This is a genomic window from Actinoplanes sp. GCM10030250 (assembly GCF_042666575.1).
Taxonomy (GTDB): domain Bacteria; phylum Actinomycetota; class Actinomycetes; order Mycobacteriales; family Micromonosporaceae; genus Actinoplanes.
The window spans coordinates 1-20325 of the sequence record NZ_JBHTDO010000042.1 but is presented as its reverse complement, the minus strand read 5'-3'; the positions used below and the strand labels follow the sequence as shown (position 1 = coordinate 20325).

Here is a 20325-nt window from a genome sequence, read left to right as displayed (position 1 = left end):
CCTCGGCATCGGGCTCGGCCTGCTCGCGTGGTGGCGGGCCCGGTCGGCGTCAGCGCTGTTCGCCGACGTGGTGGAGTCGACAGTGGACCTGCATCACCGCCGCCTCGTCACCGAGCTGGGCTTCGCCGTCGAGCAGGGCCGCCCGCTGGGCGCTGCCACCGCCGACGCGATCAACGACCTGCTGCACAAGGGTGCCAGCGGTCACGGGCAGGAGTACGCGACCGGGTCGGTGAGCGAGGCCAGGACGTACCCCTCGCCCTCCCTGGCCACCGAGAGCCGGGAGCGCAAGCAGGTGGGCGAGTCGACGAGGGCCGGTTCGAAGACGACGTTGACCTGAGTCTGCCCGCCGGAACCGCCGCGCACCCCGATGATCCGCACGAGCTTGTACGGGCCGTTGTCCTCCAGTTCGGTGGCCCGGGCGCGCTGGGTCTTCGATCCGGTGGGCAGCACGTCGTCCGACCGCAGGTTGTTGAGCGGGCACATCACCTCCTCGACGGCCGTGACCGCCGCTTTCACCCGGGCACTCTGCCGGTTGAGACCCGAACCCACCTCGATCTCGGAGGGGATGCAGATGAGCGGCAGCAACGCCGAATTCAGCAGGCCGGAGGTCCGGGGGGTGGGGAACAGTCCGGGGTAGGCGCTCGACAGGATCGACCCCGGGTCCGGTGTGGGCAGGCCCGGCTGCTGGCGGAGGCGGAACGGGTCCTCGCCGGCCGGCAGGCTGAAGCCGGGCGGGATCCGGGACGACGTCGTCTCCGTGTCGTCGTTGTTGAACACGCCGATCAGCACCGGGATCAGGGCCGCCGCGGCACCGGCGTAGATCGGCCAGCGCGGACGTTTCACCGGCAGCGGGACCCGAACGGGCTGCGGCACGACGCGGCGCGGAGCAGCGATCGGCCGGCTGGGAACGGGCTCCGGTGGCGGCTCCGGCGGTGTCCGGGCGATCGTCCGGTCGAGCGGCTCCAGCCACTGCCCCGGGTACGGCCGCAGCGCCGGATCCGCACCCAGACTGCGCGCGGCCAGGCGGCGCAGGCCCGGGTCGAGCCGCCGCCGGGCAGCCGCCGGATCCCGTACCTGCTGATCGCCCGCGAACAACCGCACCGCCAGCAGCCCGAACTTGTACGCGTCACTGGCGGGCGTACCGAGCTCCTCCGGGGCCGGCATGTGCCACTCGGGTGTCTCGGCCTGCTCCAGCACCGAGTCGCCGTCCAGCCGCATCGCGTCGCAGTCGAGGAAGTAGCACCGTGGCCGGGCGGTCAGGCTGAACAGCAGGTTGTTGGGCGAGAAGTCGCCGACGCAGATGCCGAGGCGGTGCAGCAGGGCGAGCGCCTCACCGATGTCGCGCAGGATCTCCAGCCGCATCCGGTTGTCGATCAGCAGGCCGCGGTCGCGCAGGTAGTCGTCGCTGTTGAGCAGGTACTGCACCTGCGCCAGCACGGTGGACGGGCCGCTCGGCAGGGCCAGCTCGACGGTGAAGTGATCCGGCACCCTCGGCATCAGGAAGCCGCGGACCACGCCCTCCTTGCGGACGATCGCCGTCGGCCAGGCGGCCAGCCCGAGCAGCGCGCCGGTGTCCTCCCCGGCGCCGGCGGCGCCGGTGTCCTCGCCGGCGCCGGCGGCCAGGCGGACGAAGCGGTTCAGCGTGGCGACGTCCACGTCGTCGACGAACCGGGTCGCGTACTCCTTGTAGACCAGGCCGGGCTCCTCGGCCAGGGCGAAGACCGTACCCTGCCCGCCGGTGGCCAGGCGCGTCCGCGGCCCCAGATCGGCCAGGTCGACCTCGAGCACCGGCGCGTCGCTCATGGCAGGCTGTCCGGGCTTTCTCCGCCCGCCGGCTCTTCCCCGCCCGCAGGCTCTTCCCCGTTCGCCGGCTCTTCCCGGCCCGCCGGCTCTTCCCCGCTCGCGGGCCAGACCGCCAGGACCGTACGGTCGTCGTCCCACTGCCCGCCGGTGAAGTCGAGCATCCAGGCCAGCCGCGTCATCGGGGGCGGGGTGGCCAGCCCCGCCGAGAACAGCCGCCCCAGCTCCCCGGTGCCGTCACCGAGCGGCTCGCCGAAGCCGTCGGTGCCCAGGACCAGCACGTCACCGGCGGACAGCTCGACCTCCACCGGCGTGACCTCGGCGGGCACCCGGGGCAGGGCGGACACCCCGTCGGGAAGGAGCTCGTCCTCGGGCCCGGACAGGGGCGGGAACACCGGCTCCCATGTGCCGGTCCGCAGTCGCCAGGCAGCCGAATCGCCGACCCGGACGAGCTGGGCGACCGCCGATCCGGGACCGGCCGGCCGTACCAGAGCAACAACAACCGTGCTGGCCAGCTGCTTTTCGGCGCGCTGCGGGTCCGGATCGCCGAACTGCCGCGACGCATACTCCACGAGCGACCACCCGGCGCAGCGCAGCAAATCGTGCCAGTCGACAGCGGCCTCGGCGTGGAGCAGATAGTCGACGACGGTGCGGCACACCATCGTGGCGCCCAGGTGCGACAACTCCGCGTTGGACACCCCGTCCGCGATCACCGCGATCACCGCTCCCGACCCGGCGTGGGTGGCCACCGCAAACTCGTCCTGACGCGGCGTGCCCGAAGCCCGGTGAGCGGTCCCGCGCACGGCAGCCGCCCGCACCTCGAACCCCTCGGCCGACCAGCCGTCGATCACCGTGTCCGGCCGGTACGGCTGGGTGGCGGGGGCCCGGACCGGCCCCGCCGGACCAGCCGCCCCGACGGCCGGAGGCGCCCAGTCGAAGCTCACACCACGTCCACGGCCATCCGGAAGCTGTCCGGCCGCTCGACCACCAGCTCCGCGTCGGACCCGCCGACAGCCTGCCCGGATTTGATGACGCTCCGGGTCAGCGCGGTGCAGAACTCCGCGATCGCCAGGCCGACCTCGACACCGGGCGTGGCGACGAACGCGAACTCCGGCCGCGTCGCCACGTGCAGAATCGTCTCGGCGCGCGCCTCACCGATCCCGCAGGCGATGATGTTCGGCGCGGTCGGGTTGCGCTCACGGTCGATCAGCGCGTCGTAGGCCTGCTCCCACTCGCCCGGATCCGTCGGCTGGCCGTCGCTGAGGAAGAACACCGCCGGCCGGTGCACCGCGAAACCCTCACGCTTGAGCGCGCGCACATCCGCCGGGATCCGGTCCGTGAGCAGCGAGAACGCCACGCCGTAGGCAGTGCCCGCGCGCACGGACAGCTGCGGCAGCGCCGGCATGTTCCGCAGATCGGCGAGCGCCGAGTGCACAATGACGTCGTCGGAGAACCCCACGATCGAGAACCGCACCTTGGCGGCGGCAAGCGGCTCCCGCAGCAGCGCGTCGTGCAGCGAACGCAAACCGTCGTTCAGCTCGTCGACCACGGGAGTCATCGATCGCGACTCGTCGGCCACCAGATAGACGGGCAGCACCCGCCCGGCTGTCTCAGACATCCCCACCACCAGAAACAGCGAAGCTCGAAAGTGGACAGCCATCAAGTTAGCACCGGCCGGCCAGGCGGTCCGATCACGCTTCGTGTCTCAAACCAGTCAAGATCTTTTATCGTACGACCCACGCAAAGTCCCCGAGCTACACCGCGACCCGCTGCCCACCCCCAGGCCGCAGCGCGCCCGCCGGGCTGAAGCGTCCCCTCACCCTCACCCCCCACCCAGCTGGCCCTGAGCGGTGCCTCGCAGTCCCGAAGTCCCCCCTCACGTCCAGCTCTCCGGCTCAGCTGGCGTTGAGCGGTGCTTCGCGGCGCCGAGGGCCCCTCTCACGTCCAGCCGCCCGGTCCAGCTGGCGCTGAGCGGTGCCTCGCAGCCCCGAAGGCCCCTCTCACGTCCAGCTCTGCGGCTCGGCTGGCGTTGAGCGGGGCCTCGCGGCGCCGGAGGCCCCTCTCACGTCCAGCTTTCCGGCTCGGCTGGCGTTGAGCGGGGCTTCGCGGTCCCGAAGGCACCTCTCACGCCCAGCTGGGGAGCCGGGCCAGCTGGAGCGAGTGGTGGGTCAGGTGGTTGTGCAAGAGGTGCCGTTGAGGGTGAAGGAGGCGGGTGCCGGGTTGGAGCCGGTGTGGGTGCCGTTGAAGCCGAAGCTGACCGTGCCGCCCGCGGGGAGGTTCCCGTTGAAGGAGGCGTTCGTCGCGGTCACCTGGGTCCCGGATTGCGTGACCGATGCCGACCATGCCTGCGTCACCTTCTGACCCGACGTGTAGGGGAAGGCCAGCGTCCACCCGTTCAGCGCGGCAGGACCGTTGGTGATCGTCACCGTCGCGGTGAAGCCGGTGCTCCAGCTGTTCGTCGTGTAGCCGACGCGGCATCCGCCGGCCGAAGAAGGCGACGGAGAAACCGAGGGGGAGACCGACGGCGAGACGGAGATCGAGGGCGAGACGGAGACCGACGGCGAGACGGACACCGACGGGGAGACCGAGACCGACGGGGAGACCGAGGCTGACGGGGAGACCGAGGCTGACGGCGAGCTGGAGACCGAGGGTGACGGTGACGGAGTGGAGCCGTCCGGGACGGAGCCCCACACCAGCGCCGCACCGTCGTAGAGCGGCACACCCTTGTTCGGCCCGGCGGCAGCCTGGTAGGACGGATCGTTCGCCGGGTTCCACGTGCCGCCCTCGGCGACTCCGATCTTGAGCTGCACCTCCATCCGGTGCGCCGACTGGCCGGCCGGGGCGATGGTGTAGCCGGTGCAGTCGACCTCGGCGTACCAGATGTTGCCGGAGTGCTGCTTCGCCGTGGTCGGGCCGGGGCATCCCTGGGTGTAGGGCGAGCTGACCACGAGCGCCGAACTGTCGTCGCGGGTGAAGTAATAGCGGAACTTGCCGGTGGTCAGGGCCCGCGCCGGATACGCCGACTTGTTGTAGACGACGACCTTCACCCCTGTCGACCGGGTCTCGTTCTGCATGATCGTGGTCTCGACCGAGAGCTCGGGAATGTCCGGCTTCTCGGCTTGCGGGAAGCCGGTCAGGGGAGTGCCGCCGAACTCGCCGTAGAGCCGCGCGACCGCCGACGTGAACCCCGCGTTGTAGTCGGTCGCCACCTCGTTCATCACGTAGTCGCCGCGGCTGTCGGTGTACGCGTCGTCGGGTGAGGACGGTCCGCCGACCAGTGCGCCGTACAGGATGTGGCGGGTTTGCTCGGGCACCTGCTGGCTGTCCCACCAGGAGCTGTGTGCCGTACGGTGATGGGGGTTCTTGGGGGAATTGGCGCCGAACCCGATCACGTAGCTGGAGTTCCGCGGGTTGTCGCCCAGCGCGTAGTTGATCTGCCGCACCGCGAAGTCGTGATAGCGCTGCTTGCGCACCGCGTCGCTCAGATGATCACTGTGGACCAGCGCGACGAACGCGGTGTTGGCCGCGTAGCGCAGTGCGCCCCACGAGTCGACCACCACCATGCCGCCCGGCGACGTGCGCACCTTCTCACCGTTGACACCGACGGTGAACCAGTCCAGCCACCGGTTGGCGTCGTCGAGGTATTTCTGCTTGCCGGTCAGCCGGGCCAGCAGCACATAGTTGCCATACTGTTTGTTGTCCCAGGATATCGTCCACTTGTACATCTTGGTGCTGGTCTGGTTCTCGTTGCCCTGCGCGTCGTAACCCGCCTCGGCCTTCGCCAGATAGGACGCGTCGCCGGTGGCCCGGTGCAGCCAGATCGCGCCCCACACCAGCTCGTCGGAATAACCGCTCCACGACCGGTAGAACGAGGTCGCGTCGGTGATGCACTCGTGATAGCTCTTGCGCACCCGATCGGCGAACGAGTAGAGCTGCTTGGCGTGCGTGAGCAGCGTGTCCGCATAGGCCGGGTCGGTCGGGCGGAAGACCAGGGAGCTCGCTGCCATGGCCGCGGCCGTCTCCGCCGCGATCTCCGTGCCACCACAGCTCACATCTATTTTGTACGCGGGACGCGCCATCGGCATGACCTCGGCGGGACCCCACCACTTGTGGTCGTCGTCGCCCTTGCCGACCTGCCCGTAGAGCACGTCGGCCGAGGGGTGCGCCTTGATGAAGTAGTCGTTCGGCACCCGCAGGTTGTTCAGCAGGTGGGTCAGCTGACCGGACGCCGCGTAGGCCTCCCGGTTCTCCACGGCGCCCCAGGCCAGCATCGTGGTGGTGAACGCCATCGGCAGGCCGAACTTGACGTGGTCGCCCGCGTCGTACCAGCCGCCGGTGAGGTCGAGGCCGGCGTCGGAGCCGTCCTTCATGGCGGAGTCGCCGCGCCAGGACACCCGGTTCCAGGCCGGCTTCTTGCCCGACACCTGAGCCTCGTAGAACAGCAGCGATTTCTGCAGCGCCTCACCGTAGCTGTGCGCCGGCGCCGCTGCCGCGTCCGAGGGGGTGGCCACCCACAGCAGGCCGGCGCCGAGCGCGGCCGCTGCGAGGACGGTGCCGAGCTTCTTCAACATGACGGTCATCGTTACATGGGAGCGCTCCCAGTTCAATGGTGTGTCCAGAGTGTTACGCGCAGTGGCGCTGGATCGGGGAGAGCCACTCGGTGAGGGCCGGGCCGATCGTCTTGTCGACGTCCGCCGGCGACTTGATGGTCTTGAAGAACGCGGCGTCCTTCGACTTGGCGCGCAGCTGGTCGGCGGCCTTCTGACCGTCCGAACGCAGCTCCGCGTCGGTGCTCGCCTTGGTGGCGTCCTGCACCGCCGTCGCGAAGTTGGCCATGGCCCGCTGCGCCTGGGTGGTCGTCTTGGCGTCGGTGGTGACCTCGGTCAGCGCCTGGGCGAGCGGCGCCATGTTCGCCTGGTAGACCTGGGAGAGCGCCTCGCAGGTCACGGCGATCGCCGGGGCAGGGGTCGGTACGGCTGGGCCGCTCGCCGCGCCGGCCGTGGGGCCGGCTCCGGGCGCGGTGCCGCACGCGGCGGCGGTCAGCAGGATGCCGCTGGTGAGCAGCAGGGTGGGGATGGAGCGGTGCATGGGGGAACCTCCGGGGGAAGGGGATGGGAGCGCTCCCATCGGCCATGCACCCTACGGGCCGAAACGGCTTCTGTCGATATGTCCCGGCGGCAGTACTCATCCGGCCGCTACCGACTCATCCGGCCGCTACCGACTCATCCGGCCGCTACCGCGAAGGCATCCACGCCGATCGCTGGTTCCGGAACCGTCTTCTCTGGCAACCGCTCTCCGTCGTGTGGTCAACTGCTGGTTGAACGGCCGGGCCCCCGCAACGCCGCCGTACTCGTCCCGGCCGGACGCCGCCTTCCCGCTGCCGTCCCCCGCCGGCAGGGCGTCGAACAGGCGGCCAGTCCCTGGGAACAGCCATGAGAACTCCCCGCGTACTCCTCGCTCTCGTGCTTTCCGGCCTGCTGGCCGTCCTCTCCTCGGCCGTCCTGACCCCGGCCGTCCCGGCCGCCGCGGCCCGCACCTCCCTGCGTGCCGCCGACCCGAGCGTGCTGCGTATCGGCGGCACCTACGTCGGGGTGCAGGCACTGGGCGGCGGCATCGCCGTCCGGCAGGCGTCCTCACCGGACGGCCTGGCCACCGCAGCCGCCCGGCAGGTCTGGTCGGACACCGGCAACCTGGGCGAGGTCTGGGCACCGGAGATCCACTACGACGGTGGCCGCTACTACATCTACTTCGCCGCGGGCCGGGGCGCCGCCCACCGGATGTACGTGATCAGCTCGGCGACCGCCGACAGCGGCTACACCGGCGCGACCCGGATGGCCCTGCCCGACAACAAGTGGGCGATCGACGGCACCATGTTCGTCTTCAACGGCCAGCGCTGGTTCGTCTGGTCCGGCTGGGCCGGCGACACCAACATCGAACAGAACCTCTACATCGCCCGGATGAGCAGCCCCACGACGACGACCGGCCCGCGCTACGTCATCTCGCAACCCCGGGAGAGCTGGGAACGGGTGGTCGGCAACCCGTTCATCAACGAGGGCCCCGAGGCGATCCGCGACCCCAGCGGCCAGCTGCACATCGTCTACTCCGCGAACGGCAGCTGGAGCGACCAGTACTGCCTCGCCGACCTGCGCCTGCGAGCCGGTGGCGACCCCGCCTACGTCTGGGACTGGTACAAGTCCAACGGCTGCCTCTTCGGCTCCAACCGGGCCACCATGATGCCCGGCTGGGACCCCACCCTCAACGCCAACGGCCCCGGCCACCACACGTTCGTCCTCCTCAACGGCGACATCGCCACCAGCCCGCCGGCCGGCCCCCGCTTCCCGCTGATGTACCACGCGGTGCCGAAGGGAACGCCCTACGCCTGGGCGAACCGGTACTGGTACACGGGCACCTTCGCGTGGTGGGGCAACACCACCTACTCCCGCGCCAATGTGCCGGGCGCCGCCACCAGCACCGGCTTCAGCCTCAAGTTCTTCGAGTAACCGGCTTGCGCCGCGTCTCGCCCGTGACAGCTTTCCATCCGGCCGCGAGCGCGGCGCCGTGCCGGATCGTCAGGCGAGATCCGCAGCGGACCGGGGTCCGCAGGCAGCGGACCGGGGTCCGCAGGCGGCGGGCCGGGGTCCGCGGCCGAACGGGTGGAGGCGGCCGAACGGGTGATGTCCGGCCATTGTCTACCTATATAGAGTTCCGTTCATGCTTCCGCTGAGGCCGGCACGATGACGCCGGGGGACAGGGATCGGCCGGCTCGGTTGCTCGATGCCGCCGTGCGGGTGATGCCCGCCGGGCGCGAGGAGTGGGGCCGGGCGATGCGGGCCGAGTTGGCCGTGGTCACGGAGCGGGCGGACCGGTGGCGGTTCGCCCGGGGGTGCGTGTTCGCCGCGGCCGCCGAGTTCCACCTGGTGCGGGGTGCTGTGCACCTCGCTGTGGTGCTGGCGACCCTGGGGACGCTGTTCGCATGGATCGGCGCCGTCGACTATCCGCCGCTCACCGTGGTCCTCTCCGTGATGGTGCCGGTGCTGGCCGCGGTGTGCTGGGAGGCGCGCCGGGCGGGGATGTTCGGCCCGGTCGGTGGTGGCGTCACGGCGTGGCTGCTGCGGGTCGGTGGCTACTTGGTCGCCGCTGTCATCGCCGTGGTCGCGGTCGCTCACGCGCACCCCGCCACGCTGGAGGCGGCTGACGACGGCGCCGGCATTCTGGTGTTCGCGACTCTGGGGGCCGGATTCCTGATCGCGCTGGTGGTGGTGTGCGCGAAGCGGTCGAAGGCGACGCCGCGAGTGCTGGTCACCGGGGTCGGGAGTGGACTCGCCGCGACAGCGGTATGGCTGATCAGCGTGGTGACCGGGCCGCCGATCCCGGCCACGGCCGGGCGGGTGCTCATGCTGGCCGGTCTGGCCGCGGTTGTCGCGGTCCTGGCCAACTCCGGCCGGGCCGGCACCACCGGAGGCACCTTGCTCGCGGGGTTGCTGGCGGTGGCCACCACGATGGTGCTGACCTTCGCGGCGGTGGTGCTGCTGGCGCACTGGGGTCCGGACAGCCTCATCCCGGCCATCACTCCGCACGCCATGCCCGCCAACCGGGTCGCCGAGAGCCGGATCGAGATCGTCGACCCGTACGTGCTGATCCTCGTGCTGAGCGCGGTGGCCGCAACCGCGCTCAGCCTCACCGCGGTGGTGACCCGGTCGCGGGTGACGCCGGAAGCAGCCGCGTCACCGATCGAGGCCGGCGCGGCGTGAGCCCCCGCCTCGATCGGTGACGCAGTGTGATCCCCGGCCCGTTCACAGCCGGCGCGGTGTGAGTCCGGCTCGTTCAAGCCGGCGCGGTGGATCGCTGAGGGCGCCCCTTATCGGAGGAAGGATGCGAGCGGGATGCCCTGGTCGCGGAGGGCGGTGGTGATCAGGCCGGCAATCTGGCGCGCGCCGGCGGCCTCGAAGTGGGTGTGGTCGTTGCAGAAGAAGGCGCCGACGGCGCCCGCTGTGTAGTCGCTGTTGTTGGGGCAGAGCTTCAGGGTGTTGTACAGGGCGAGGCTGCGCTGGTGCAGGTCGATCACGGGTACGCCGGCGGCCGTGGCGGCGTTCTTCGTCTCGGTGAGGAAGCCGCGGTTGCCGACGGCGGTGCTGCCGCTGCAGGTGATCGCCGCGACCGGGGTGACGAGGACCGGTTTGGCGCCGCGGGCCTTGGCGGCCTGGACCATCACGCCGAGCAGCTGCTGATAGCGGGCCGTGCCGACGTGGCGGGGGCAGGCGGAGTCGCCGTCGTTGATGCCGAACTGGATGAACAGGTAGTCGCCCGCCTGCATCCCGGTGGTGGCGTCGAGCATGCCGGTCCACCGTGTGCTGTACGTGTTCGGGCTGACCACGCACTCGCCCGCGGAGTCCTTGGTGCTGGTGACGTTGCCCTCGTAGAGCCACGTCTGGACGCTGCGGCCGCCGACGGCGCTGTTCTGCACGACCACGTCGTCGGTGAAGTAGGCGGCGAACTGGCTTCCCCAGCCGTACGGGCAGACCCCTCCCTGCGGATTCATCATGGTGGAGTCGCCGGCCATCCAGATTTTCGTCTTCCTGGCGGGGGAGGGCGGCGGGGTGCTCGGACCGGTGCAGGGAGTCGGAGACGGTGTGCCGCTCGGAGACGGTGTGCCGCTCGGCGGCGGGTTCGCCGTACCGTTGCAGGTTGTGCCGTTGAGGGTGAACGACACCGGGACCGGGTTGCTGCCGGTGTGGGTGCCGGTGAAGCCGAAGGCGGCGGAGGCGCCGGAGGGTAGCGCGCTGTTCCAGCTCACGCCGGTGGCGGTCGCCGCGGAGCCGGCCACCGTGACTGTCGCGTTCCACGCCTGCGCGATGCCCTGCCCGGACCCGAGCGACCAGCGGAGTGTCCAGCCGGTCACCGGGTCGCCGAGGTTGGTGACTGTCACGTCGGCGCCGAAGCCGGTGGCCCACTGGCTGGTGATCTTGTAGTCCACGCGGCAGGCGGGTGCCGCGGCCGCCCGGGCGGTGGCCACGCCGATACCGCCCGCCGTCAGCGCCAGGACGGAGGCGGCCACCGGCGCGAGAAGCCGTCGGAATAGCGTCACGGTGATGCTCCTGTCAGGAATTGGTGCAGGCTGTGCCGTTGAGGGCGAACCCGGCCGCGCCGTTGAGGGCGCTGTCGGTGACGAATCCGAACCCGGTGGAGCCGCCCGCGGGCACCTGGCCGTTCCAGCCGGCGTCGGCCGCGCGGGCGGTCGCTCCGGACTGGGTGACGGTGGCGTTCCACGCCTGGGTGATCCGCTGACCGGCGGGCAGCGTCCAGGTCAGCGCCCATCCGGTGACCGGCGCCGCCGAGGTGTTGCGGATCGTGACGTCGAACTGCGCGCCACCGGCCCACTCGCTGGTCCGGACATAGCTGACCGAGCACGCCCCACCAGCCGACGGGGAGGCTGACGAAGACGCCGACGGCGAGGCTGACGGGGAGGCTGACGGGGAGGCTGACGGGGAGGCTGACGGAGACGCCGACGGGGAGGCTGACGCGGAGGGGGCGGGTGCGAGTTTGCCGGCGATGATCGGTGCGAGCTTGGCGGCGATCGCCCGGTGCCCGATGTCGTTGGGGTGCACGTTGTCGGTCAGCCCGTCCGCGGGCAGCCAGCCGTCGGTCGGTACGAAGAAGGTGTTGCGGTCACCGGCGTCGGTCACCGTTTGCACCGCTGCCTGGGTCTGCGCCGCGTACCGCTTGGTGAAGGTCTGCAGCGCCAGGATGGCGGCCCTCGGATACTTCGCCCGGATGTCGCGCAGCAGACCGGTGTAGACGCTCTGGAAGGTGGTCGTGCTCACGCTGTGCCCGACGTCGTTGGTGCCCATGTTGATCACGACGGCGTCGGCCTGGTACCGGGTGAAGTCCCACAGCGGGGAGCCCGCGACGGTGTTGTTGCGCAGGAACCGGTCGGCCATGCCGGTGCAGCCGTCGGCGGCGCTGACCAGGCAGGCTCCGCCTTCGGCGATCTGCGTGTGCGCGGCTCCGAGCTGCTCGCCGGTCAGCCATCCGTACGCGGTGAGCGCGTTCTTCGACGAGGTGGTGCCGACGGTGATCGAATCACCGACGAACTCGAGAAGCCTCGCCGGCCGGGGTGCCGCGAAGGTGGTGGCACCACTGTCCAGAACGAGACCCTGGAAGACGGCGTCGCCGTGATAGGAGCCGGCGACGACCCGGTACGAGACACGCAGGGTGTGGTTCCCGGCGCGCAGCGCGGACGGTGTGAGGTTCACCGTGCCGCTGACGTTGGTCAGGTAGACGTCGGCCGCACCGTCGATGCTGTAGTACAGGTCGATGGCGGCACGCTGCTTCAGGGCGACCCGGGTGCCGGTGAATCCGGTGACGAAGTACGCGCCGGCGAAGTGCGGAACGACCGCCGCCGGATTGGTGGTGGTGTCCCACCGCCCGTAGAAGGCGATGTTCGTATCCCGTGGGGATCCGTCGCCCGCTGCTGCCTGGGCCGACGGGGCGAGCAGCAACCCGGTGACGGCCAGTAGCAGGAACGCGGCAGAGATGACGAACAGATTCGGGCACCGGCGCACAGGGCCTCCTCAAGGCGGGAGCGCTCCCATCGGGAGCTGCCCACATCCTGGCCCATCCACCGATATCGGTCAATGTCTATGCAAGAGATCGCGCGAAGCATGTTCGCCGGCCGGGGCTCCGGCGTGCGGAAAAGGGAACACAAACGCCCGATGGCTTTCGCTACCGGGCGTTGCGCTGAGGTTCGGAAAGGATCAGTCGCTGATGCTGAATGTCATTTCCGCGTGGTAGTCCTGGTCCTCGCTCCATGAGCAGGTCATATAGTTCGGCACTTTGCAGTCGTACCAATTGGTTTCCTCGTAGGGGTTGCTCCAGTAGATGACGACATAACCGCCGTTCGTCAGCTGGTATTTGATACTGCCTGCCGTTCCGCCCTGATCCCAGTTCGACTCGGTCTTGAAGAAGTCGCTCTTGGACGGTGCGATGGTCTGATTCGGCTCGGTTGTCGAATCCCCCTCGGTAACGTCGTATTTCAGCAGGTCGAAGCTTTCCTTGGTGTTGTTCTCCACTGTCACTTTGACGCTGAAGTCACCCGCGTTGGCGTGTGCGACGCCCGGCGACGCGGTGGCGAAAGCGGCTGCGGCCAGCACCGCTGCGGTCGTGGTGCGGAGGACTGAGTGCAGGGTCATGACGGGTCTCCTTCGTTGCGGAAATAGAACTGACCATTCCGGGGAAACTGATGTGTTGACGCGTCGAGCGGACCACGGGATTTCGGGCGTCATATCGCGTTCCGGCGGGGCGAGGCCGTTCGGCCGGTTACGGCGTCGGCCGAACGGGCTGACTTGAGACCGGCCTTCCTGTTTCCCGCACGCATCCGGCGAGGTCGAGTAATGTATTCGCCGGCCGCGATCCACTGTGTAAACGTGGAGTGTCTCGCGACGCCCGGCGCATCGACCACCCCATCGAAATATCCACATCGGAGGACAACCGCCTGTGCACCCCGCCTCGTCGTAGATAGGGATCGACGGTCCCGATCTGTTCGAGTCGAGGGGGCCTTCGTGGCAGGACACAGACGCCGGACGGCGCTGCTGTTCGGATTGACGGCGATGCTGCTGGCGGGTGCCGTGGCCGGCGCCGGTACGAGCGTGGCCGGTGAACCGCCGGGCGGTACGCCGCCGACGGGTGCGGCAACGGTGTTGCCGGCCGGCAGGACCTACACCGTGACGTTGCTGACCGGTGATGTGGTGACGGTGTCCACGGCCGATTTAGGTTGCCCGCGGGTCACCGTGAAGCCGGCGAAGCCGAGCGGCACCCAGCACCGCGGCTGCGGTCCGGACGGGCATGTGCGGGTGGTGCCGGGCGAGGTGGCCGGGCTGATCGGTTCAGTGCTGGACGAGTCGCTCTTCGATGTGACCGCCTTGATCCTGGACGGCTATGACGACGCGAGTACTGCGGAGTTGCCGCTCATCGTGCTTCCGGATGGTGCGGCGCGCTCAGCGGCGGGCAAGCTCGCGGTGGATCCGCTGGCCGCGGGGCTGACCGAGCGGCGCGAGCTGCCGGTCATCGGAGCGACGTCGGGGCGGCAGCCGAAGAGCAAGGGTGCGGGCTTCCTGCGTACCCTCTCCGAGCTAACCGCCCACGGCGCCGGACTGCGCGCCGCCGGGCCGAAGGTGTGGCTGGACCGCCGGGTGCGTGCCACCGGCGCGGTGACCGCGGGGCGAGTGCCGGTGCCGAACCTGGACCGCAACCTGGAGCAGATCAAGGCACCGCAGGCCTGGGCCGGCGATGTCACCGGGCGCGGTGTCCGGGTGGCGGTGCTGGACACCGGCGCGGACTTCAGCCATCCGGACCTTGCCGGCCGGGTGGTGGATCGCGCCGACTTCAGCGTCGAGGGTGGTGACGCCGTCGACCGGGTGGGCCACGGCACGCACGTGGCGGCGACGATCGCCGGCACCGGTGCCGCCTCGGGCGGGGAGCGGCGCGGCGTGGCGCCGGAGGCCGGCCTGCTGATCGGTAAGGTGCTCGACGACGAGGGGTACGGCACCGAGTCACAGGCCATCGCCGGTATGGAGTGGGCCGCGGCCCGGGCCGACGTGGTGAACATGAGCCTCGGCGGCTCGGATCTCAGCGACGGCAGCGATCCGCTGTCCCAGGCGCTCGACACGCTGACCGCACAGCACGGGACGCTGTTCGTGGTCGCCGCCGGCAACGACGGACCCACCCCGGGCCGAATCTCCTACCCGGGCGCGGCCGCGTCGGCTCTGACGGTCGGTGCGGTGAACGGCAGCGACATGCTTGCCCCGTTCTCCAGCCGGGGGCCGTTGCTCAACACCCGGGCGGCGAAGCCGGAACTGGTCGCTCCCGGGGTGGACATCCTGGCCGCCCGCGCTGCCGGTACGACGATGGGCACCCCGCTCGACGCCCACTACACGGCCGTGTCGGGTACGTCGATGGCCACTCCGCACGCGGCGGGCGCGGCCGCGCTGCTGGCACAGAAGCACCCCGGCTGGTCGGCCGGCAGGCTGAAGTCCGCCCTGGTGGGAGCCGCCGACCCGCTGCCCCGCGGTGATGTTCACCAGGTGGGCGCCGGCCGGCTCAATGCCGCGCGAGCCCTCACCGGCGTGGTCGCCGGGCAGGACCTGGTCGACCTGGGTACGTTGACCCATCCGCAGTCCGGCACCGCTGCCACGCCGCTGTCGTGGAGCAACACCGGCACGGCCGCTGTCACGGTGGATCTCGCGGTGAGCCTTCTGAACCATGACGGAAAGACCGGCCCGGACGGCGCGGCGACCCTGTCGTCCGGCAAGGTCACCCTCGTGGCCGGGGGCACCGCCGGTGTGGTGCTGCGCGTCGACCGGTCGACGCTGGCGGCTCGGCCGGGCCTGTATACGGCGATGGTCACCGGCCGCGTCGGTGGCGTCCGCGTCGCCGGCACCCCGATTGCCTTCTACGTCGAACCGCCCAGTTACGACGTCAAACTGACGATGACCGCGCTGCCCGGCCCTGCCGAGGGTGTGACGCCGCGCGGCCGGGTACAGGTGGTCGACATCAACGACCCGGTGGCTTTCAGCACGGACGTGGACATCACTCCGGGTGTGCCGGCCACCGTGCGGGTGCCGGCCGGCCGCTACAGCGTGATGGGCTATCAGATGGAGTTCGATTGGTCCACCGACCGTAGCCGGATCGCCATGCTCGGCGACACCGACCTGACCATCACCGGCGAAACCGATCTGCTCCTCGACGTCGCTGCCGCGAAGCAGATCCGGGGCGGTCTCGACGGGGTGGCCACCGAAGCCGGTCACGTCGCGGCCGTCGTCCAGCAGTACGCCGGCAACGGCGCCTTCGTCTCCAGCGGTACCGCCTACGCATGGGGCGCCGACGCCCGCGAGGGGCATGCCTACGTGACGGCGATGGCGAAGCCGGCAATCGGCCGCTTCGAGGCGTACGCCAGCTTCAGCCTGGACGCGCCCGGCGACGGGCCGAGCCCGTACCAGTACGACCTGGCACGGACGCTGCCCGACGGCTTCCCGGCCGACCCGGCGTACCGGTGGAGCACCGCCGATCAGGCCGGACTGGCCCGGATCGACCAGAGCTTCCGGGTCCTGGACCGCGAGGGATCGACCACCACCCACAAGCGGTACGGCTCGACCGCCGACCACCTACTCGTCCTGCAGGGCTCGTCGTACGAGCTCTCCGGTGATCGCATCGACTACGTCACCCCGGGCTTCGGCTACGAGGAAGAGGTGTACGACGGCGCCACGTGGACCGCTGAGGCGCAGCAGCAGTATGCGCCGGGCAGCCGCCAGGGCAAGGTGTGGGTGCGGCAACCGCAGCGCACCGACTGGTACGACGACCCGGCCCCGACGGACAGCATCTGTGCCCCCGGCCCGATCTCCCGTACCCGGGGCGTTCTTCACGTGGAACTCGCAGAGGAGACCGACCAGCACCAGCGGTTCAGCTGCCGCATCTGGGACAACGAGTGGGAGACGCAGGTCGTCCGGAAGCTGACCCTGCATCGCAACGGGCAGGTGGTGGGCGAGGCGGCGGGCAGCGCCGCCGACTTCGCGGTGCCGCAGCAGGCCGGTGATTACCGGCTCAGCCACCACCTGGACGCCGGCGCCCTGCGCCCGGTGTCCACCCGGGTGGACACCGCCTGGACGTTCCGCTCCACGGGCCCGGCCGGCACCAACCGGGTCCCGGTGCCGCTGTTGTCGGTCGACTACGCCCTTCCGCTGGACGTGGCGAACAGGCCGGCCGACGGTACCGCCGCGTTCACCGTGCGGCAGGCGCACGGGGTGACCAAGCAGAAGATCGTCTCGTTCGAGCTGTGGACCTCACTCGACGACGGTGTCACCTGGCTTCCGGCACCGGCGAGCGTCAGCCGCGCGGACACGTTCGCGGCACACCTGCCGAAACCGGGATCCGGGCAGGCCGTCTCGCTGCGCGTCAGGGCGACCGCCGACGGCGGCAGTGGCATCGACCAGACCATCATCCGCGCCTACCGGGCCGGGTAGCCGGTCCGCACCACCGAGGGCCCGGCCCGGCATCGAGTCACGCTGCCGGGCCGGGGGTACGTGTCCGGTCAGGCGGCGGCCTTCTCGGCGTACCCCTGCCTGGTTGTTGATCGGGCCCAGGGCCCGGTGCTGAATCGCCCGAGGACGAGCACCGCCAGGCCGAGGCCGCAGAGGATCCACCAGCCGGCGGGGGAGCGGGCGCCGGAGGCGGCGGAAGCGATCACCGCGCCGATGATCGCGACGCCGAGGGCGCTGCCGACCTGCCGGCTGGTCGACGCGATCGCCGATGCGACCCCGGCCTGCTCACGGGGCATTCCGGAGACCGCGGTAGTGGTGATCGGAGCGTTGACCATGCCGAATCCGAAACCGAAGACCAGGTAGCCGGCGAACAACTGCCAGGCAGGGGTGTCCGATCCGGCCCATGTCAGGGGGAGCATGCCAAGGGCCATGGCGATGCCGGCGATCTGGAGCGGCAGGCGGGTGCCACGGGCGGCGACGAGACGGCCGGACAGCGGTGAGGCGAGCAGCGTCATGATCGCCATCGGCAGGGTGTACAGGCCGGCCTCCAGCGCGGAAAGCCCGCGTTCCTCCTGCAGGTAGATGGTGTTGAGGAACAGGAAACCGCCGAGCCCGGCGAAGGCGCAGACCGCCACCAGGGTCGCGCCGCTGAACGGCGCGCTGCGGAAGAACCTCAGTTCGATCAGCGGCTCGGCCTGCCGGGGCTCCCACCACAACAGGCCGGCGAGAGCGGCCGCGCCAAGCAGGAAGCACCCGAGGATCTGCGGCGAGTTCCAGCCGGTCGCGGGTCCTTCGATGATTCCGTACGTGACTGCCGCCAGCGTGACGAGGACGAGGATCTGGCCCGCCGGGTCGAGCCGGCGTGGGTGCGGCGCCCGTGATTCCGGGATGAACCTCCAGGCCAGCAGGAACGCGGCGATCCCGACCGGCACGTTGATCCAGAAAATGGACTGCCAGCCGAACGAGTGGACCAGGACGCCCCCCGCCAGCGGCCCGAGGGCCATGCTGAAGCCGGTGACGGCGCCCCAGACGCCGATCGCCCTGGCGCGTTCCTTCGGCTCGGTGAACGTGTTCGTGATGATCGACATGGCGACCGGGTTGAGCATCGACCCGCCGACGGCCTGGACCATCCGGAAGAAGATCAGCCAACTCAGGGTCGGCGCGACGCTGCAGAGCAGCGATCCGGCGGTGAAGACGACAAGCCCGGACTGGAAGACGCGGCGGCGCCCGATCCGGTCGGCGACCGAGCCGGCCAGGACCAGCAAGCTGGCCAGAACCAGGGTGTACGCGTCAAGCGTCCACTGCAGCCCGGACACCGAGGTGTCCAGATCCTCGCGGATGGCGGGAAGCGCGATGTTCACGATCGTCGCGTCGAGGCTGATGATCAGCAGGTTCAGGCAGCAGATCGCGAGGATGAGGTGACGGCGGGGCACCCCACCGTTCTACCCGTGGCGGGCGGTGCTGACCCGGAGGATCTCGATCACACCGGGGAGCCGCTCTGTCCATCCTCGATCGACATTGACGCCGGTCGCATCATGGGTATGTGTACACGAGCGTTCTACACCGCTGCCTCGTCGCCGTTCTGATCTTATTCGCGGTCGTCCCCGTCGCCGGATGCGAGGACGAGGTCAAGGCGCATCCCGAAGTGGAATACAAGCCCGCGCTGCTGCCGATCAAATTCACCGTGGGGCCGGACGGGATCGATGTAGCGGGCGAAAGCACCATCGTCACACCGATCGGCGTTTTCTCGGTCAATGCCAAATATGAGCTTCCTCCGCAGCAGAAGGACTCGATCTTCGTCGTCATCCGCGACCGGCACCAGGGCAAGAGCGGGTTCGACAGCGTGTACGAGGTGCGCGCGGGTGGTGGCGCGCTCAAAGCGGTGGTGAACGGGCGCACGGAGATCGCCGTCGCCGACGGTCAGGTGACCATCGACGTGACCGCCGGCGACATCAAGGTGATCCAGTTGCAAAAGACCGAAGTCATCGCGGTGGCGCAGCGACCGGAAGGTATGTCGACGTGGTGGGACCAGGCCGCCGGCAAATGGAACACGGGATATGACCGATCACCGTACAAGCCGTTCATGCTGAGCCGCGGTGCCTACGATGACGCGACCATCAGCATTTGGTACGGAATCGGCTTCCTCGTGTTCCTGGTGCGCCTCGCTCTCGCCGTTCTCATGATTCCCTTCGACATCGTCCTGACCATCGTCTTTCTGATTGCGCAATTCTTCTACCTGTTCTGGGAGGCGTCGGGTCAGAACGTCGTGTGGGGGCTCCTCGTCCTGGTGGTGGTCGTGCTGCTGTGGCAGGCAAGGGGTGAGCTGATGTGGCACCGCCGCCGTCGATGGTGACCGGCCGCCACCCGAGCGTGGACGTGCGCGTCCCGAGGACACCGTGGGCGGTGGCTGACGGAATTACCGGCACGCGGGACTTTGGTCACAGCTCGCAGGGGTTTCCGGGCGCGCGTGGTGTGGGAATCGTGGGCGCATGCATATCTGGCCGGGAAACCCCTATCCACTGGGCGCGACCTACGACGGTGGGGGTACCAACTTCGCGATCTTCTCCGAGGTAGCCGACCGGGTGGAGCTGTGCCTGTTCGACGACGACGGCAAAGAGACCCGGATCGACCTGCCGGAGCGCGAGGCACTGGTCTGGCACGGTTACCTGCCGCGGGTGGTGCCCGGACAGAAGTACGGCTATCGGGTGTACGGGCCCTACGACCCGTCGCGGGGCCTGCGGTGCAATCCGAGCAAGCTGCTGCTCGACCCGTACGCGAAGGCGATCGACGGGGACTATCGGTGGGATCAGGCGCTGTTCTCGTACCAGTTCGGTGATCTCCAGTCGTACAACGACACCGACTCGGCGCCGTACTCCCCGAGGTCCGTGGTGATCAACCCGTACTTCGACTGGGGCAACGACCGGCCGCTTAAGGTCCCGATGCACCAGACGGTGATCTACGAGGCCCACGTCAAGGGGATGACGATCCAGCACCCCGACATCCCCGACGATGTCCGGGGCACGTACTCCGGCCTGGCCCACCCTGCGATGATCAAGTATCTGAAGCGGCTGGGCGTCACGGCCGTCGAGTTGATGCCGGTGCACCAGTTCGTCCACGACAGTGCGCTCATCGAGCGGGGCCTGACGAACTACTGGGGTTACAACACGATCGGGTTCTTCGCACCGCACAACGGCTACGCGTCGTTCGGTGGTGACGGCGGGCAGGTGCAGGAGTTCAAGGCGATGGTGAAGTCGCTGCACCAGGCCGGTATCGAAGTCATCCTGGATGTGGTCTACAACCACACGGCCGAGGGCAACCACCTGGGTCCGACGCTGTCGTTCCGGGGAATCGACAACCCGGCGTTCTACCGCCTGGTCGATGAGGACCGGCAGTATTACTACGACACCACCGGTACCGGGAACAGTTTGAACGTGCGGCATCATGAGTCGTTGCGGCTGATCATGGATTCGTTGCGGTACTGGGTGACCGAGAT

Annotated in this window: 14 protein-coding genes; 5 read left to right on the top strand and 9 right to left on the bottom strand. The window is 69.7% G+C overall.

Annotated features, from left to right (window positions below; all coding sequences use genetic code 11):
* Positions 1–201 precede the first annotated feature (201 nt).
* The 5 genes from ACFQV6_RS37225 to ACFQV6_RS37205 form a co-directional block, all read right to left on the bottom strand.
* Positions 202–1803 (bottom strand): hypothetical protein, encoded by a 1602-nt coding sequence (locus tag ACFQV6_RS37225; RefSeq protein WP_378032393.1) that lies wholly within the window; start codon positions 1801–1803, stop codon positions 202–204.
* Positions 1800–2744: a protein phosphatase 2C domain-containing protein gene (locus tag ACFQV6_RS37220; protein WP_378032392.1), complete on the bottom strand. Its 945-nt coding sequence runs from the start codon at positions 2742–2744 to the stop codon at positions 1800–1802. Before ACFQV6_RS37220 ends, ACFQV6_RS37225 begins: the two co-directional genes overlap by 4 nt.
* On the bottom strand, positions 2741–3418 hold the full coding sequence (locus ACFQV6_RS37215) for a hypothetical protein (protein WP_378032391.1): 678 nt from the start codon (positions 3416–3418) through the stop codon (positions 2741–2743). Before ACFQV6_RS37215 ends, ACFQV6_RS37220 begins: the two co-directional genes overlap by 4 nt.
* Positions 3419–3968: 550 nt before the next feature.
* Complete coding sequence (locus tag ACFQV6_RS37210) at positions 3969–6380, bottom strand: glycoside hydrolase family 9 protein (protein ID WP_378032390.1); 2412 nt, start codon at positions 6378–6380, stop codon at positions 3969–3971.
* A gap of 43 nt (positions 6381–6423) precedes the next feature.
* Complete coding sequence (locus tag ACFQV6_RS37205) at positions 6424–6888, bottom strand: hypothetical protein (protein WP_378032389.1); 465 nt, start codon at positions 6886–6888, stop codon at positions 6424–6426.
* Positions 6889–7232: 344 nt separating this feature from the next.
* Here ACFQV6_RS37205 and ACFQV6_RS37200 point away from each other — a divergent pair, with 344 nt between their 5' ends.
* On the top strand, positions 7233–8300 hold the full coding sequence (locus ACFQV6_RS37200) for a glycoside hydrolase family 43 protein (RefSeq protein WP_378032388.1): 1068 nt from the start codon (positions 7233–7235) through the stop codon (positions 8298–8300).
* A gap of 267 nt (positions 8301–8567) precedes the next feature.
* The gene (locus tag ACFQV6_RS37195) at positions 8568–9551 is read left to right on the top strand and encodes a hypothetical protein (RefSeq protein WP_378032387.1); all 984 of its coding nucleotides are present in this window, start codon (positions 8568–8570) and stop codon (positions 9549–9551) included.
* A 107-nt stretch (positions 9552–9658) separates the two neighbouring features.
* Here ACFQV6_RS37195 and ACFQV6_RS37190 read toward each other — a convergent pair whose 3' ends face one another.
* The 3 genes from ACFQV6_RS37190 to ACFQV6_RS37180 form a co-directional block, all read right to left on the bottom strand.
* A complete protein-coding gene (locus ACFQV6_RS37190) occupies positions 9659–10885 on the bottom strand; it encodes a cellulose binding domain-containing protein (RefSeq protein ID WP_378032386.1) in 1227 nt (408 codons plus the stop codon).
* A 13-nt stretch (positions 10886–10898) separates the two neighbouring features.
* A complete protein-coding gene (locus ACFQV6_RS37185; protein ID WP_378032385.1) occupies positions 10899–12362 on the bottom strand; it encodes a cellulose binding domain-containing protein in 1464 nt (487 codons plus the stop codon).
* A gap of 192 nt (positions 12363–12554) precedes the next feature.
* Positions 12555–12989 carry a hypothetical protein gene (locus ACFQV6_RS37180; protein ID WP_378032384.1) on the bottom strand — a complete coding sequence of 145 codons (435 nt, stop codon included), beginning with the start codon at positions 12987–12989 and terminating at the stop codon, positions 12555–12557.
* Between the two features lie 369 nt (positions 12990–13358).
* Between ACFQV6_RS37180 and ACFQV6_RS37175 the strand changes: the two genes are divergently transcribed.
* Positions 13359–16814 carry a S8 family serine peptidase gene (locus tag ACFQV6_RS37175; protein WP_378032383.1) on the top strand — a complete coding sequence of 1152 codons (3456 nt, stop codon included), beginning with the start codon at positions 13359–13361 and terminating at the stop codon, positions 16812–16814.
* A 68-nt stretch (positions 16815–16882) separates the two neighbouring features.
* Here the strand turns inward: ACFQV6_RS37175 and ACFQV6_RS37170 are convergent, their stop codons facing one another.
* Complete coding sequence (locus ACFQV6_RS37170; RefSeq protein WP_378032382.1) at positions 16883–18265, bottom strand: MFS transporter; 1383 nt, start codon at positions 18263–18265, stop codon at positions 16883–16885.
* A 110-nt stretch (positions 18266–18375) separates the two neighbouring features.
* On the opposite strand from ACFQV6_RS37170, the gene ACFQV6_RS37165 reads away from it, so the two are divergent.
* Together ACFQV6_RS37165 and ACFQV6_RS37160 are read left to right on the top strand one after the other, a co-directional pair.
* Positions 18376–19185: a hypothetical protein gene (locus ACFQV6_RS37165; RefSeq protein WP_378032381.1), complete on the top strand. Its 810-nt coding sequence runs from the start codon at positions 18376–18378 to the stop codon at positions 19183–19185.
* 136 nt (positions 19186–19321) lie between these two features.
* A partial coding sequence (locus ACFQV6_RS37160) for a glycogen debranching protein (RefSeq protein ID WP_378032380.1) occupies positions 19322–20325 on the top strand: 1004 nt, incomplete at its 3' end.

Coding starts and splice junctions, on each gene's coding strand:
- ACFQV6_RS37210 (WP_378032390.1), bottom strand. CDS start 6,380: ATGACCGTCATGTTGAAGAAGCTCGGCACCGTCCTCGCAGCGGCCGCG.
- ACFQV6_RS37225 (WP_378032393.1), bottom strand. CDS start 1,803: ATGAGCGACGCGCCGGTGCTCGAGGTCGACCTGGCCGATCTGGGGCCG.
- ACFQV6_RS37200 (WP_378032388.1), top strand. CDS start 7,233: ATGAGAACTCCCCGCGTACTCCTCGCTCTCGTGCTTTCCGGCCTGCTG.
- ACFQV6_RS37180 (WP_378032384.1), bottom strand. CDS start 12,989: ATGACCCTGCACTCAGTCCTCCGCACCACGACCGCAGCGGTGCTGGCC.
- ACFQV6_RS37205 (WP_378032389.1), bottom strand. CDS start 6,888: ATGCACCGCTCCATCCCCACCCTGCTGCTCACCAGCGGCATCCTGCTG.
- ACFQV6_RS37215 (WP_378032391.1), bottom strand. CDS start 3,418: ATGTCTGAGACAGCCGGGCGGGTGCTGCCCGTCTATCTGGTGGCCGAC.